This is a genomic window from Pseudomonas sp. LBUM1651 (assembly GCF_059716135.1).
This window is the reverse complement of sequence record NZ_CP166805.1, coordinates 1,617,524-1,634,089: the sequence shown is the minus strand read 5'-3', so window position 1 is coordinate 1,634,089 and position 16,566 is coordinate 1,617,524. Positions and strand designations below refer to the sequence as shown.

General features: G+C 62.1%; 9 protein-coding genes. 6 read left to right on the top strand and 3 right to left on the bottom strand.

Going from position 1 to position 16,566, the window contains the following annotated elements:
* Nucleotides 1-95 precede the first annotated feature (95 nt).
* Nucleotides 96-6,035 (bottom strand): retention module-containing protein, encoded by a 5,940-nt coding sequence (locus ACA066_RS07530; protein ID WP_497698714.1) that lies wholly within the window; start codon nt 6,033-6,035, stop codon nt 96-98.
* Between the two features lie 592 nt (nt 6,036-6,627).
* On the opposite strand from ACA066_RS07530, the gene ACA066_RS07525 reads away from it, so the two are divergent.
* The 3 genes from ACA066_RS07525 to ACA066_RS07515 are packed head-to-tail and all read left to right on the top strand — an operon-like array spanning nt 6,628 to nt 11,542.
* Nucleotides 6,628-7,986, top strand: coding sequence for a TolC family outer membrane protein (locus ACA066_RS07525; protein ID WP_497698713.1), 1,359 nt, complete (start codon nt 6,628-6,630; stop codon nt 7,984-7,986).
* 18 nt (nt 7,987-8,004) lie between these two features.
* Nucleotides 8,005-10,164 (top strand): type I secretion system permease/ATPase, encoded by a 2,160-nt coding sequence (locus tag ACA066_RS07520; protein ID WP_497698712.1) that lies wholly within the window; start codon nt 8,005-8,007, stop codon nt 10,162-10,164.
* A gap of 10 nt (nt 10,165-10,174) precedes the next feature.
* Nucleotides 10,175-11,542: an HlyD family type I secretion periplasmic adaptor subunit gene (locus tag ACA066_RS07515; RefSeq protein ID WP_497698711.1), complete on the top strand. Its 1,368-nt coding sequence runs from the start codon at nt 10,175-10,177 to the stop codon at nt 11,540-11,542.
* A 147-nt stretch (nt 11,543-11,689) separates the two neighbouring features.
* Here the strand turns inward: ACA066_RS07515 and ACA066_RS07510 are convergent, their stop codons facing one another.
* Together ACA066_RS07510 and ACA066_RS07505 are read right to left on the bottom strand one after the other, a co-directional pair.
* A complete protein-coding gene (locus tag ACA066_RS07510; protein ID WP_497698710.1) occupies nt 11,690-12,286 on the bottom strand; it encodes a tRNA-uridine aminocarboxypropyltransferase in 597 nt (198 codons plus the stop codon).
* A 4-nt stretch (nt 12,287-12,290) separates the two neighbouring features.
* Nucleotides 12,291-13,184 (bottom strand): LysR family transcriptional regulator, encoded by an 894-nt coding sequence (locus tag ACA066_RS07505; protein ID WP_007945995.1) that lies wholly within the window; start codon nt 13,182-13,184, stop codon nt 12,291-12,293.
* 359 nt (nt 13,185-13,543) lie between these two features.
* Here ACA066_RS07505 and speB point away from each other — a divergent pair, with 359 nt between their 5' ends.
* From speB to ACA066_RS07490, 3 genes are read left to right on the top strand one after another with little or no spacing between them, the layout of a single operon-like run.
* Nucleotides 13,544-14,494, top strand: a complete 951-nt coding sequence (gene speB, locus ACA066_RS07500; protein ID WP_017337107.1) for an agmatinase — start codon at nt 13,544-13,546, stop codon at nt 14,492-14,494.
* A 9-nt stretch (nt 14,495-14,503) separates the two neighbouring features.
* A complete protein-coding gene (locus ACA066_RS07495) occupies nt 14,504-14,926 on the top strand; it encodes a YybH family protein (RefSeq protein ID WP_497698709.1) in 423 nt (140 codons plus the stop codon).
* A 54-nt stretch (nt 14,927-14,980) separates the two neighbouring features.
* Nucleotides 14,981-16,492, top strand: coding sequence for a purine-cytosine permease family protein (locus ACA066_RS07490; protein WP_497698708.1), 1,512 nt, complete (start codon nt 14,981-14,983; stop codon nt 16,490-16,492).
* Nucleotides 16,493-16,566: the final 74 nt, after the last annotated feature.

The window sequence follows — 16,566 nt, the reverse complement described above, 5'->3', positions numbered from 1 at the left end:
CTACCGCCGGTCGGACACTTCCCTAAACTGCGCACAATAAAAAACCCGCCATCCCTTACACAGGGATGGCGGGTTTTGTTGTTTAAGGTTTCAGGTCACACGGTATCCACCTTCAACGAATGGTCATTCAACATGCCGTTGATGATGGTCGCCGTATCCGCCCCGCCGGCAATCACCCCGCCCGCCCCCGGCGTCACGCCGTAATGACTCGCCAGGTTCACCCCAGCCAGATCGATGGTCTGGTTCGGTGCAGCACCGGCCATGTTGCTGACGTCGATGCTGGTGACCAGTGAATCGCCGCTGCCGGTGACTTTGAAGTGCAGGTAGTCATCCAGCGAAGCGGCGGTGCCATTCTCGCCTTGCAGCAGTTGCGACAGGTCGAGTTTGTCGGCGCCCGGGGTGAAGTCGGTGACCACGTCGTGGCCGCTGTTGCCTTTGAGCCACTGGAAGGTGTCCGCGCCAGCACCACCGGTGAGGGTGTTGTTGCCGAGGCCGCCGATGAGCAAATCATCGCCGCCGCCACCGTTGAGCACGTCGTTGCCGAGGCCGCCGGTGATGATGTTGTTGTGGTTGTCGACGGTGAGCTTGTCGTCGAAATCGGAGCCGGTGAGGTTTTCGATGGCGGTCAGGGTGTCGGTGCCGGCGCCCAGAGTGTTTTGCGCGCCGAGCAGACTCAGGTCAACCTTGACCCCGGCGGTGGCGTGGGCGTAGCTCGCGGTGTCGATGCCATCGCCGCCGTCGAGCAGGTCGTTACCCGGCCCGCTGTAGAGCAAGTCATTGCCGGCGCCGCCGTGCAGTTCGTTGTTGCCTGCACCGGCAGTGAGCACATCGTTGCCATCGCCGGCGTTGATCACGTTGTCGCCGGTGCCTGCCACCAGCACGTCATCACCCGCCGTGCCGATGAGGATGTGGCCGTCCTGATAGGTGATGGTCACGCCGGCGCTGTCGCTGCCGCCGTGGTGATCGTTGACGGTGTAGGTGCCGTGGTAGTCAGGGGTGATGTTGTGGGCGCCGGAGTAGTTGACGGTCAGGGTCAGCTGGTAGTTTTCCGCGCCCTTGCCGCTGTGGCCCGGCCCGTCGTTGTCGATGTTGGTGATGTGGATCTGGTAGGTGCCGTCCGACGCGGCGGTGATGGTCTGACCATCGCCGATGGCAATGAACGCGCCGCCGTTGACCGAGTACTCCATGGCGACGTGACCGGCCGCCAGGTTGTGGTCGAGGTTGAGGGTCTCACCCTGTTTGAGGGTGACGGTGATGCGGTCTTCGTCATGGGTGGTGTTGTGTTTGACTTCGCCCAACGCGCCGCTGACCACCAGCACCGCGGTCATGGCAGCGGTGTTGGCGACGAAGGCACTGCGGGCGATGGTCACGGATTGAGCGTTGCTGCCGGTGAAACTGTAGTTCTGGTTGCTGCCGGTGAAGTCCCCACCCTTGGCGATCCAGCCGGTGTTGAACGTCGTCGGTGATGCAGTAAGTGGATCGCCGTCGGGATCGGTGTCGTTGGCCAGCAACGCTTCGCCCGGCACCGCGACGTTGTCCGACAGCACGTTGGTGATGACGGTTACGTCGTTGTCGCTGGACGCATTGATGCAACCGTTGTTGACGTCGATGGTGATGGTGGTAGTGCTTTCGTCGCCGTCGTTATCGCGCAGGGTGTAGGTGAACACGTCGGTTGCGCCGGGGCCGTTCACGGCGTTCGGATTGCTGTGGTATTCGGCGTTGCCTTGGGCATCCAGGGTCAGGTAACCGTAGGTGCCGTTGATCTGGGTGTTGAGCCCGCTGTTCACCGGGGTCGAGGTGTCCGAACCGGCGCGCACACCGACCACGCCACCGCCGAGCAAGGGACCATCGGCGCCGGCAACGTCGTTCCACAGCACGTTGCCGCTGACGACGCCGCCCTCCGTCACCGACGTGGCGTCGGGGTTGGCGTTCGGCGTGTCATCGACGATGTTGACGTTGATTTGCCCGGTCGCGGTGCTGCCGTTGACATCCTTGGCCACCACGTCGAAGTTCTCGGAGATGCTGTTGGCGCCGCCGGCATTCGGGTGGTCGCTGTCGTAATTCAGGGTGTAGCTGTAGGTCACCACGCCGGTGGCCGGGTCGTAACCGGTGATGGTGAGCGTGCTGCCGTGCCAGGTGTCGGCCGATTGCGGGAAGCCTGCGGCCACGCCAGCGGTGACCACGGCGATTCCGCCCACGGTCAGGGTCTGCAGGCCATCCGGGGCGCTGACGGTGAAGGTGCCGGTCTGGGTCAGGGCCGGGGCCTCAGGATCGGTGCCGTAGGTGAGGTTTTTTTCGTAGACGGTCAGCTCGCCGCCACACGCGTCGAGGCCGTTGAGGGTGACCGGGTTGATGCAACCGTTGTTGACGTCGATGGTGATGGTGGTAGTGCTTTCGTCACCGTCGTTATCGCGCAGGGTGTAGGTGAACACGTCGGTTGCGCCGGGGCCGTTCACCCCGTTCGGGTAGCTGTGGTATTCGGCGTTGCCCTGGGCGTCCAGGGTCAGGTAACCGTAGGTGCCGTTGATCTGGGTATTGAGGCCGCCGTTCACCGGGGTCGAAGTGTCCGAGCCGGCGCGCACACCGACCACGCCACCGCCGAGCAAGGGACCATCGGCGCCGGCAACGTCGTTCCACAGCACGTTGCCGCTGACGACGCCGCCCTCCGTCACCGACGTGGCGTCGGGGTTGGCGTTCGGCGTGTCATCGACGATGTTGACGTTGATTTGCCCGGTCGCGGTGCTGCCGTTGACATCCTTGGCCACCACGTCGAAGTTCTCGGAGATGCTGTTGGCGCCGCCGGCATTCGGGTGGTCGCTGTCGTAATTCAGGGTGTAGCTGTAGGTCACCACGCCGGTGGCCGGGTCGTAACCGGTGATGGTGAGCGTGCTGCCGTGCCAGGTGTCGGCCGATTGCGGGAAGCCTGCGGCCACGCCAGCGGTGACCACGGCGATACCGCCCACGGTCAGGGTCTGCAGGCCATCCGGGGCGCTGACGGTGAAGGTGCCGGTCTGGGTCAGGGCCGGGGCCTCAGGATCGGTGCCGTAGGTGAGGTTTTTTTCGTAGACGGTCAGCTCGCCGCCACACGCGTCGAGGCCGTTGAGGGTGACCGGGTTGATGCAACCGTTGTTGACGTCGATGGTGATGGTGGTAGTGCTTTCGTCACCGTCGTTATCGCGCAGGGTGTAGGTGAAGACGTCGGTTGCGCCGGGGCCGTTCACCCCGTTCGGGTAGCTGTGGTATTCGGCGTTGCCTTGGGCGTCCAGGGTCAGGTAACCGTAGGTGCCGTTGATCTGGGTATTGAGGCCGCCGTTCACCGGGGTCGAAGTGTCCGAGCCGGCGCGCACACCGACCACGCCACCACCGAGCAAGGGACCATCGGCGCCGGCAACGTCGTTCCACAGCACGTTGCCGCTGACGACGCCGCCCTCCGTCACCGACGTGGCGTCGGGGTTGGCGTTCGGCGTGTCATCGACGATGTTGACGTTGATTTGCCCGGTCGCGGTGCTGCCGTTGACATCCTTGGCCACCACGTCGAAGTTCTCGGAGATGCTGTTGGCGCCGCCGGCATTCGGGTGGTCGCTGTCGTAATTCAGGGTGTAGCTGTAGGTCACCACGCCGGTGGCCGGGTCGTAACCGGTGATGGTGAGCGTGCTGCCGTGCCAGGTGTCGGCCGATTGCGGGAAGCCTGCGGCCACGCCAGCGGTGACCACGGCGATACCGCCCACGGTCAGGGTCTGCAGGCCATCCGGGGCGCTGACGGTGAAGGTGCCGGTCTGGGTCAGGGCCGGGGCCTCAGGATCGGTGCCGTAGGTGAGGTTTTTTTCGTAGACGGTCAGCTCGCCGCCACACGCGTCGAGGCCGTTGAGGGTGACCGGGTTGTTGATACAACTGTTGTTGACGTCGATGGTGATGGTGGTGGTGCTTTCGTCACCGTCGTTATCGCGCAAGGTGTAGGTGAACACGTCGGTTGCGCCGGGGCCGTTCACCCCGTTCGGGTAGCTGTGGTATTCGGCGTTGCCCTGGGCATCCAGGGTCAGGTAACCGTAGGTGCCGTTGATCTGGGTGTTGAGCCCGCCGTTCACCGGGGTCGAAGTGTCCGAACCGGCGCGCACACCGACCACGCCACCGCCGAGCAAGGGACCATCGGCGCCGGCAACGTCGTTCCACAGCACGTTGCCGCTGACGACGCCGCCCTCCGTCACCGACGTGGCGTCGGGGTTGGCGTTCGGCGTGTCATCGACGATGTTGACGTTGATTTGCCCGGTCGCGGTGCTGCCGTCCGTATCGGTGGCAACGACGTCGAAGTTTTCGGAGATGCTGTTGACGCCATCGGCATTCGGGTGGTCGCTGTCGTAATTCAGGGTGTAGCTGTAGCTCACCACGCCAGTGGCCGGATCGTATCCGGTGATGGTTAGCGTGCTGCCGTGCCAGGTGTCGGCCGATTGCGGGAAGCCTGCGGCCACGCCAGCGGTGACGATGGCGATGCCGCCGACAGTCAGGGTTTGCAAGCCATCCGGCGCGCTGACGGTAAAGGTGCCCGTCCGGGTCAGGGCCGGGGCATCGGGGTCGGTGCCGAAGGTGAGGGTTTTTTCGTAGACGGTCAGCTCGCCGCCACACGCGTCGAGGCCGTTGAGGGTGACCGGGTTGTTGATACAACTGTTGTTGACGTCGATGGTGATGGTGGTGGTGCTTTCGTCACCGTCGTTATCGCGCAAGGTGTAGGTGAACACGTCGGTTGCGCCGGGGCCGTTCACCCCGTTCGGGTAGCTGTGGTATTCGGCGTTGCCCTGGGCATCCAGGGTCAGGTAACCGTAGGTGCCGTTGATCTGGGTGTTGAGCCCGCCGTTCACCGGGGTCGAAGTGTCCGAACCGGCGCGCACACCGACCACGCCACCGCCGAGCAAGGGACCATCGGCGCCGGCAACGTCGTTCCACAGCACGTTGCCGCTGACGACGCCGCCCTCCGTCACCGACGTGGCGTCGGGGTTGGCGTTCGGCGTGTCATCGACGATGTTGACGTTGATTTGCCCGGTCGCGGTGCTGCCGTCCGTATCGGTGGCAACGACGTCGAAGTTTTCGGAGATGCTGTTGACGCCATCGGCATTCGGGTGGTCGCTGTCGTAATTCAGGGTGTAGCTGTAGCTCACCACGCCAGTGGCCGGATCGTATCCGGTGATGGTTAGCGTGCTGCCGTGCCAGGTGTCGGCCGATTGCGGGAAGCCTGCGGCCACGCCAGCGGTGACGATGGCGATGCCGCCGACAGTCAGGGTTTGCAAGCCATCCGGCGCGCTGACGGTAAAGGTGCCCGTCCGGGTCAGGGCCGGGGCATCGGGGTCGGTGCCGAAGGTGAGGGTTTTTTCGTAGACGGTCAGTTCGCCACCGGGAACATTGAGGCCGTTGAGGGTGACGGGACTGTCCGAAGCTTCAGGGTCATCCGGAACATCCGGAACATCCGGAACGCCCGGAGCATCCGGAGTATCAGCACCAATCGGCGCCGCAGCCGCGTTGCCACCGTTATCCGCATCACCGGCCAGACGCTCCAGAGGAAATTCAGGAATACCGTTGAAGCCGGCGGTAGGGAAACCGATGGTTGGATCGACCCGCCCGGCCACTTCTTCCAGCAGCACAAAACTGTGGCCGCCACCCAATGCACCACCGGGTGCGCCCGGTGTACCCGGGCCTGCCGCCGTGGCTTCTGCTGTCTGAGTCGGGTCATCGCCCGCCGCGATCGCTTTTTGCAGTCGTTCGACGTCGGTCAGTTGCGCCTGCGTCGGCGCGCTCGCTTCAGCGGTATCCACATGGGGTACGTGATGGGCAAGCAACTGCGAATTCATTTGCAGGCTGCTGCCACGCCCGAGGGTCAGTTCCTGGCCATTCTGCAGGTGCACCGCCACCGCGCCTTCGGCACCTGTGACCAGTTGATCGCCGACGAACAGCCTGTCCCCCTCGATCAAGGCACGTCGGGTGCCGTTGCTTGCTTCAGCGAACACCTGACCAATGACCTTACTGACGATACCGATGAGCGTAGCCATGTGCATTTCCTCCGCTGCCAACCGCTGTCGGCATCCTGTTGATTGCGAAGAACGTGCTCATGGCGTGAGCGGGTTATCGGCGGATCGTCTACCGGGCAGCGGCTTGCCTGATCAAGCCGCTGCCCTGGCGACTTCTCGCCAAGCGTGTCGCTCGTGGGCGAAGTGTCTCGATTCGGCATAAAACCCAATGCAATCAATTACATCGGAATGCTGTTGCGAAACAACCTTACCTACGGGCAATGCGTAACGGTTCTGAACCAGCAAGTGACAAAAAACCGTCACCCAAAAAACCGTAGCGCACCCCTCCCCCTCCAGCACTTCTTCGCCCCACATCGATAAGTGGATTGAACTTTCCCCAACCCTCAAGAAGCTCCTAAGGCTCGTAAATCAAGGGCTTTCGGATTGAACAATGTGCTGGATTTTTAAGAGCGCATAAGTTTATTTCGGCATATCACTTATGAGAAAAGCTTCCAAGGTTCTTTTGAGAATGTTCTTAGCTCTGATGTTACAAGTGTGAAACAGATTTACCTATAAATGCCGTCAAATATTTGGCGACTGATAAGCACCATCAGGATGACAGGGAGATGTATCCATGCGCCGATTGACCCCCGTTTGCAGTGCGATTCTATTGGCCATGGCCTGCACTTCTCAGGCTCAAGCCATGTCGCTGACCGAGGCGATCCAGAGCACCATCGCCACCCACCCGGAACTCGCCTCACGTGTAGACAGCCGCCTGTCGGCGGATGAAGACGTGAAAGTCGCCAAGGGCGGTTTTTATCCCTCTGTTGACCTGAATGCCGCGTACGGGCGCGGGTACAGCGACAACACCAACACCCGCGCCTTCGGCAATCATCACACCGAAATCCTGAACTACACCCAATCGGAACTGCGCCTGCGGCAGATGCTCTTCGATGGTTTCAACACGCCCAACGAAGTCGAGCGCACCAAAGGCGTGGTCAACTCCCGGGCCTACTACGCCCAGGGCACCGCGCAGGACCTGGCCCTGCGCACCATCGAGGTCTATCTCGAAGTGCTCAAGCGCCGCGAACTGGTGACCCTGGCCAAGAACAACCTGCAGGCGCACCTGCGGGTCAACGACCAGATCGGCCTGCGTACCCAGCGCGGCATCGGCAGCAACGCCGACGCCGATCAGTCCGTGGCTCGCCGGGCACTCGCGGAGAACAACCTCGATACCGCCGAAGTCGATCTGGCCGATGCCGAAGCAAATTTCTACGCCGTCACCGGGCGTATGCCGGATGAACTGGAAACACTGCCATCGATCAAGGGCGAATTGCCGCCCACGATCCAGGATGCCCAACAGAGCATGGTCGACAACAACCCGTACCTGAAATCGGCCCAGGCGGATGTGCAATCGGCCGAGAGCCAGTACGAAGTCGCCAAGTCGCCGTTCTACCCACGCTTCGACGCTGAAGCCGCGGTGGGGGCGAACAACAACATCGCCGGTGAAGAAGGCCACGACAACGAATGGCGCGTCGGCGTCGTGATGAACTACAACCTGTTCCGCGGCGGCAGCGACAAGGCACGACTGGCCTCCGATGCGCACAAGATCAACCAGGCAATGGACATCCGCAACAACGCCCTGCGCCAGCTCAACGAGAACATCCACCTGGCGTGGAACGCCATGCTCAACGCCCGGAAACAAACCCCGACCGCCCGTGAATACGCCGAAACCACCACCCGTGTGCGGGCGGCGTACCAGGACCAGTTCGGCCTCGGCCAACGGACCCTGCTCGACGTGCTCGACAGCGAAAACGAACTCTACAACGCCAACCGTCGCTACACCGAAGTGCGCTATACCGAGGAATACTCGATGTACCGCGTGCTGGCGAACATGGGCCAGTTGCTGAGCAAACAACGGGTGGTGCTGCCCGCCGATGCGATCGCCCGGACCGAAGTGAAGAATGAAGCCCGTCTGCCTGAATTGAAGTAGTGCAATGGAGCGATCAATGTGACCAGCATGGAACCCGGCAACACCGGTGTCGATCCGCGGCTGAGCTTCGATGACCCGCTTCTGGACGGTCTGCTGATCCTCTGCAAACTCCACGGCGCGACGGTCAGTCGCGCCAGCCTGAGTGCCGGACTGCCAATGGCACACCAACGCCTGAGCCTGGACCTGCTGCCGCGCGCAGCGGCCCGGGCCAGTTTGCAGGCGCGGCTTTTACGCCGTGACCTGGAGGACATTTCCGCGCTCAACCTGCCCGTGATGCTGATCCTCAACAACGGCCGCACCGCTATCCTGCGTCGCTTCGGCGATGATGGCCGCTTGCTGATTCTGCCGAGCGAAGCCGACGGTGGCGAGCAGTGGGTCAGCCGCGAAGAACTCTCCGAAAACTACAGCGGCCAGGCCTTGTTTGCCCGGCCACGGCATGAACTCGAAGACTTGCGCTCGCCGCTGGTGCCACGAGTGGAAGCGTGGTTTCGCGACACGTTGAAGTTGTCGAAATGGCTGTACAGCGATGCAATCCTCGCGAGCTTCCTGATCAACCTGCTGGGGCTGATGGTGCCGCTGTTCGTGATGCAGACTTACGACCGGGTGGTGCCGAACCAGGCGACTTCAACCTTGTGGGTGCTGTCCATCGGCTTGCTGATCGGCACCGGTTTCGAGCTGGCGCTGCGAGTGGTGCGCGCGCACTTGCTGGACACCGCCGGGAGGAAAACCGACGTGATCCTTTCCGCGACGCTGTTCGAACGCATCACCGGCATGTCGATGAAAGCGCGCCCGGCGACCATCGGTGGTTTTGCCCAAAGTATTCATGACTTCCAGGGCCTTCGCGAATTCCTCACCGCCGTCACGCTGACCAGCCTGATCGACCTGCCGTTCGCCGTGCTGATGCTGGTGGTGATCGGCCTGCTCGGTGGCTGGCTGGTGGTGATTCCGTTGCTGGCGTTTCCGATCACCATCCTGTTCGCCATGGTGATTCAGGTGCGCCTGCGCGACACCGTGCAAAAAAGCCTGGCCCTCGGCGCCGAACGCCAGGCCTTGCTGATCGAAACCCTCGGCGGCCTGGAAACCCTCAAGGCCTGCAGCGCCGAAAGCGAGCGCCAGCACAAATGGGAAAGCACCCACGGCGCCCTCACCCGCCTCGACAGCCACGCGCGCAACCTCTCGGCACTGGCCACCAACGGCACGCTGTTCATCCAGCAATTCTCCGGCATGGCGACCATCGTCGCCGGGGTCTACAGCATCATCGCCGGCAACCTCAGCGTCGGTGCGCTGGTGGCGACCTACATGCTCGGCAGTCGCGTACTCGCGCCGCTGGGACAGATCGCCGGGCTGATCACCCGCTACCAGCAAGCGCAACTGACCATGAAAAGCACCGATGCGCTGATGAGCTTGCCGCAAGAGCGCGATGCCAAACAGCGGCCGCTGGAACGCACGCAATTGCAAGGCGCCCTCGACGTCAGCGGCGTGACCTTTCGCTACAACGGCCAGAACGCGCCGGCGCTGGCCAACATCAGTTTCAGCCTGAAACCCGGTGAACGGGTCGGCATCATCGGGCGCAGCGGCTCGGGCAAAAGTACCCTGGGGCGACTGATCATGGGTTTCTACGAACCGGAGGAAGGCCAGTTGCTGCTCGATGGCCTGGACCTGCGGCAACTGGACGTCGCCGACCTGCGCCAACAGATCGGTTACGTCGCTCATGACCTGCCGCTGCTGGCCGGCAGCCTGCGTGACAACCTGACCCTCGGCGCCCGCTACATCAGCGATTCGCGGATGCTGGAGGTGGCCGAGCTGACCGGCGTCACCGAACTCGCGCGTCAACATCCACAAGGTTTTGACCGGCCTGTCGGCGAACGCGGACAGTTGTTGTCGGGCGGTCAACGTCAGGCGGTGTTGCTGGCGCGCGCCTTGTTGCTCGACCCGCCGATCATGTTGCTCGACGAACCCACCAGCGCCATGGACAACAGCAGCGAAGATGTCCTGCGGCAAAAACTTCACGGCTGGGTCCAGGGCAAAACCCTGCTGCTGGTGACCCACCGCACCTCGATGCTCAGCCTGGTGGATCGGCTGGTTGTGCTGGACAACGGGCGGATCGTCGCCGACGGTCCGAAGGAAGCGGTCATCGATGCACTGCGCAAGGGCCGTGTCGGCTCTGCGGCCGTCTAGGAGTCCGCTCATGCCTTATTCCCCGCCTGTAACGTCGAAGACACGCGGATACTTCGACAGCTTCTCAAAAAGCGCCGAAAGCGAGTTCATGCCGGAAACCGCCGGCGCGTCATTGCAGGATTCTCCGCGCTGGTCGCGGATCACTGTGTGGCTCGCCGCCGCGTTGATCATCAGCGCCGTGGTCTGGGCCAAGTTCGCCGTGTTGCAGGAAGTCACCATGGGCGAAGGCAAGGCAATCCCGTCGAGCAAGGTGCAGGTGATCCAGAACCTGGAGGGCGGCATCGTCACCGAGATCTTCGTGCGCGAAGGGCAAATGGTGAACAAGGGCGACACGCTGCTGCGCCTGGATGACACACGGTTTCTGTCGAACAAGGGTGAAAGCGAGGCGGATCGTTATGCGCTGACTGCGCAGGTTGAACGCCTGTCCGCCGAGGCCGAGGGGCGGCCGTTCAAGTTGTCGCCGGAGGTGATCGCCAAGGCCCCGCAAGTGGCCGAGGACGAGCGCTCGCTGTACGAACAACGGCAACGTCGCCTGGCCAGCGAACAGCGCACGCTGACCGAACAACTGCGGCAAAAAACCCAGGAACTGGCGGAGTTTCGCTCGAAACAGGGCCAATACAGTTCCAGCCTGGCGCTGCTGCAACAGGAAATGAACATGTCCGCGCCGCTGGTGGGCACCGGGGCGGTTTCGCCGGTGGAAATCCTGCGGCTCAAACGCAGCGCGGTGGAGATTCGCGGCTCACTGAACGCCACGACGCTGGCGATTCCCCGCGCCGAATCGGCGATCAACGAGATCAAAAGCAAGATCGACGAATCGGAACAATCCTTCCGCTCGGACGCGGCGAAAGAGCTCAATGAGAAACGTACCGACCTGTCGAAAATCACCGCGTCGAGCATCGCCATCGATGACCGCGTCAGCCGCACCACGGTGGTGTCGCCGGTGCACGGGATTATCAAGGTGCTGAAGGTCAACACCATCGGCGGCGTGGTCCAGCCGGGCAGCGACATGGTGGAAATCGTGCCCATCGAAGACAACCTGCTGATCGAAGCCAAGGTGCGGCCACAGGACGTGGCATTCCTGCATCCGGGGCAGAAAGCGATGGTCAAGTTCAGTGCGTACGACTACACGATTTATGGCGGGTTGAGTGCGAAGCTGGAGTTGATTGGTGCGGACACGACTACAGATGACAAGGGCAACAGTTTTTATCTGATTCAGGTGCGGACCGATAAAAATCACTTGGGTGGGGATGTGAAACCGCTGCTGATTATTCCGGGGATGGTGGCCACTGTGGACATCATCACGGGTGAGAAAAGTGTGCTGGATTATCTGCTGAAACCGGTGTTGAAAGCGCGGACCGAGGCGATGCGCGAGCGATAGATCCGGCCAGAATCTACATTGACTGTGCAATGGCTATCGCTAGCAGGCTAGCTCCCACATTTGATCACTTGTGAATACAAATATGTGTTCACTCCAAGTCCCCTGTGGGAGCTAGCCTGCTAGCGATGGGGCCGGTACGGACAATACTTATCTGTCGCCATGATTGCGCTGGAAGGTTTCCTCCCCCATCGCCGCAATCTGCCCCTCGATCAACGCCTCGAACGGTTTCAACAACGGCTCGAAACTGACAGGCGCTTCCAGCGTCTGCAACGCCTGCACAATCGCCTCTACCGTCGACAACGCGCCCGGCCCCGGCGCCTTGCGCAATCGATAGCGGGACACGCCGCCCTCCACCAAGGTCACTCGGGGCAACGCCGCCAACAGCGGATTGAGGTGCAGCATTTTACGTGCCTTGCGCCAGGTGCCGTCCGGTACGACCAGCAACAGTGGTTGATCATTCACGGTGTAAGCCTGCAACGGCTGCGCATCCTCGGCAGGAAACAACAACCGCGCCTGATAACCAGGTTGATTCAACAGCGCCGGCAAATCATCGAACACCTCGCCCACGATCAACTCGGCATTGTTCAAGCCCAACGCGGCCAGACGCGCAGTGTTCAGCGCGTGGTTCACTTCGCTCGGATGCTGCAGCAGCAACACCCGAGTGCGGCTGTCGAGGCTCGGGATCAGGGGGCACAGGCAATGTGTTTGCGGGCGCAGGCAGCGCGGGCATTGGATTCTGGACATGTTTTCAAGCCTGATTGAGCTGTGCTTTGAGCAAATCGCGGAAGGTCTGGATCAACGGTTCGCGGCTGCGCCCCCGGCGCACGATCATCGAGAACGGCGCCTGGTAACCGAAGGTCGCCGGCAGCAACACGCGCAAGTCACCCTTGTCTGCCCAAGCCTGGGCGTAGTGCTCCGGCAGGTAACCGATGTAGGCGCCGGACAGCACCAGGATCAACTGCGCCTCCATACTTTCCACGGTCGCGGCGCTGTGTTTGAAACCGTGGCGCGCCAGTTCAGCCTGGCTCCAGTAACCGCGCCCCACCATGCGTTGCTGGGTGATGACTTGCTCGGGGATGCGCCGCTCGGTGAACAGCGGATGGCGGCTGCTGCAATATAACCAGTGCTGTTCGCGGTACAGCGGCATGTAGACCAGCCCGCTCATGCGCGTTGAAAACGCACCGATGGCCAGGTCGAGGCGGTTGTCCTGCACGCCGAGTTGCAGTTCGTACGGGCTCATCACCGAGAGGTGCAGATGCACGGCCGGGTGTTCCTGACTGTAGGCGCCGATGGCCTCGGCGAACGGCAAGGCCTTGTCGCTGACGGTGGAGTCGATGACACCGAGGTTCAGCGTGCCGCGCAACTCGCCCTTCAGCGCCGCCGCGTATTGCTCGAAACCTTCGAGTTCGCCGAGCAGGCGCAGGGTTTCCTGATGGAACAATTCGCCTTTGCTGGTCAGGCTGAAACCGCCACGACCACGATGGCAAAGCACAAGGCCAAGGGCCGCTTCGAGCTGGCTCATGTAGGTGCTGATCGCCGAGGTCGAGAGGTTGAGCTCTTGCTGCGCGTTGGCGAACCCCTGATGGCGGACCACGCTGACGAAGATGCGCAATAGTTTCAGGTCGGGTAAAGCGTTGGCCATGGGGGGGCTCCGTTTGCAAAGTCATGCATATTGCTTTTGTGGCGAGGGAGCTTGCTCCCGCTCGGCTGCGCAGCAGTCGTAAACTTCCCGGCGCGGTCAGTCTGACACAACGGGGTTCATGGTTTTGGGGCTGCTTCGCAGCCCAGCGGGAGCAAGCTCCCTCGCCACAGGGGTTCTGCGTGTGATCGAAAGTCTATCGCTAACCGCAGCCATTAGTTTAGAAAAATCTGAACTAAGTATTTGCCCGTAGCGATTCTTCCCGGCCACTACCTTTCGCAAAATCGGCCCCTAACGGTGCCCGATCCTCCCTGGACCTGCGCAACCGACATAAATAAAACAACGACGATGAGGCCCTACCCGTGGACAAGATTCTTCACCAACCACTGGGCGGCAATGAAATGCCGCGCTTCGGCGGCATCGCCACCATGCTGCGACTCCCCCATGTACCTACCGCTGCCGGCCTCGACGCTGCCTTCGTCGGCGTGCCTTTGGACATCGGTACTTCGCTGCGCCCCGGCACCCGTTTCGGGCCGCGTGACATCCGCGCCGAATCGGTGATGATCCGCCCGTACAACATGGCCACCGGCGCAGCGCCGTTCGATTCGCTGTCGGTTGCCGACATCGGGGACGTGGCAATCAACACCTTCAACCTGCTGGATGCCGTACGGATCATCGAAGAGTCCTACCACAAAATCCTCGAACACGATGTGATCCCCCTGACTCTGGGCGGGGACCACACCATCACCCTGCCGATCCTGCGTGCCATCCACAAGAAGCATGGCAAGGTCGGCCTGGTGCACATCGACGCCCACGCCGATGTAAACGATCACATGTTTGGCGAGAAGATCGCCCATGGCACCACCTTCCGCCGCGCCGTCGAAGAAGGCCTTCTGGACCCGGACCGTGTCGTGCAAATTGGTCTGCGCGCCCAGGGCTACACCGCTGATGACTTCAACTGGAGCCGTAACCAGGGCTTCCGTGTGGTTCAGGCCGAAGAGTGCTGGCACAAATCCCTGGCACCGCTGATGGCCGAAGTTCGCGAGAAAGTCGGCGGCGGTCCGGTGTACCTGAGTTTCGACATCGACGGTATCGACCCGGCCTGGGCGCCTGGCACCGGCACCCCGGAAATCGGTGGTCTGACGACCATTCAGGCAATCGAGATCGTTCGCGGCTGCCAAGGCCTCGACTTGGTCGGTTGCGATCTGGTAGAAGTCTCGCCCGCTTATGACACAACCGGCAACACCTCGCTGCTGGCAGCCAACCTGCTGTACGAAATGCTCTGCGTACTGCCTGGCGTGGTCCATCGCTGAGGATCGGTCGTGAACGAACGTGATCAGGTTTTGAAGGCCGCCGCCGATCTGGTGTCCGCCTTTGCCCGTAACGATCGCGAGGCGTATTTCGGCGCGTTCAGCGCCGATGCCAGCTTCGTGTTTTACACCCTCGAGCAGCCACTGCTGTCGCGCGATGCCTATCAGGCGTTGTGGGACATCTGGCGTGCCGAGGATGGCTTCGAGGTGCTTTCGTGCACCTCGAGCAACGCCTTCGTCAGCCTGCAGGGTGACGTCGCGATTTTCATCCATGACGTGGCCACCGAGCTGCGCATGCAAGGGGAGCAACACTTCAGCCAGGAGCGCGAGACGATTGTTTTCAAGAAACAAGCGTCTGGCCAAGAACAACAAGGCCTGTGGCTGGCCTGCCATGAACATTTGTCCGCAATGCCGGAAGGGCTGCCAACCCCTTAGCCAAACAGGTGACGCTCACACACGATGAGCGCGCCTTTATGATCGGAGCAGATCATGAATAACAACAAAAACGACCAAAGCCTTACGCACATTGAAACCTACGGGGTCGAACAGATCCCGGACAACGAACGCACCGCAGGCCCGACGGACTTGTTCCGGATGATCTTCGGCGGTTCCAACACCTTTGCCACCGCCGTGCTCGGCAGTTTCCCGGTGCTGTTTGGCCTGTCTTTCCAGGCCGGCGTCTGGGCGGTTGTGCTGGGCGTGTTGCTGGGTTCGTTGATCCTCGCACCCATGGGCCTGTTCGGTCCGATCAACGGCACCAACAACGCGGTTTCTTCCGGTGCACACTTCGGCGTGCACGGGCGGATCGTCGGTTCGTTTCTGTCGCTGCTGACCGCCATCGCCTTCTTCTCGCTCTCGGTATGGAGTTCGGGTGATGCGTTGATCGGTGGTGCGAAACGCCTGATCGGCCTGCCGGAAACCGACCTGACCCTGGGCCTGGCCTACGGTCTGTTCGCGATTCTGGTGCTGACGGTTTGCATCTACGGTTTCCGCTTCCTGCTGTGGGTCAACAAGATCGCGGTGTGGAGCGCCAGCCTGTTGTTCCTGTTGGGCATCTTCGCGTTCGCCGGTCCTTTCGATGTGAACTACGCCGGTACCGTGAACATGGGTCAGCCCGGTTTCTGGGCAGCCTTTATCGGCGCCGCGCTGGTGGCGATGAGCAACCCGATTTCCTTCGGCGCGTTCCTCGGTGACTGGTCGCGTTACATCCCGCGTGACACCTCAAAGCGCCGGATCATGGCCGCCGTGGTGATCTCGCAGATCGCAACGTTCATCCCGTTCCTGTTCGGCCTCGCCACCGCGACCATCGTCGCGATCAACGCGCCGGACTACATCGCGGCGAACAACTACGTCGGCGGCCTGCTGGCCGTTTCGCCGAGCTGGTTCTTCCTGCCGGTGTGCCTGATCGCAGTGATCGGCGGCATGTCCACCGGCACCACCTCGCTGTATGGCACCGGGCTGGACATGTCCAGCGTGTTCCCGCGTGTGCTGTCGCGGGTCAAGGCCACGCTGCTGATCGGTGTGATGTCGATTGCCTTCATCTTCATCGGACGCTTCGCGGCGAACCTGGTGCAGAGCGTGTCGACCTTCGCCGTGCTGATCATCACCTGCACCACCCCGTGGATGGTGATCATGATCATCGGTCTGCTGGTTCGCCGCGGCTTCTATTGCCCGGATGACCTGCAAGTGTTCACCCGCGGCGAGAAAGGCGGTCGTTACTGGTTCACCCATGGCTGGAACTGGCGTGGGCTGGGTGCCTGGATCCCGAGTGCGGCCGTCGGCCTGTGCTTCGTGAACCTGCCGGGGCAGTTCGTCGGACCACTGGGCGAAATGGCCGGCGGTATCGACATCAGCCTGCCGGTAACCCTGGGCCTGGCCTCGCTGGTGTACCTGGCGCTGCTGAGCCTGTTCCCGGAATCGGCAACGGTGTTCGGTCCCAACGATCCACGCAGCAAGAGCACGGATTCGCTCGCTAAATCGTCGGTGCGACAAGCCGCCTGATTCGACACAAACGGTGGTCAACGGAACCTCTGTGGCGAGGGAGCTTGCTCCCGCTCGACTGCGCAGCAGTCGCA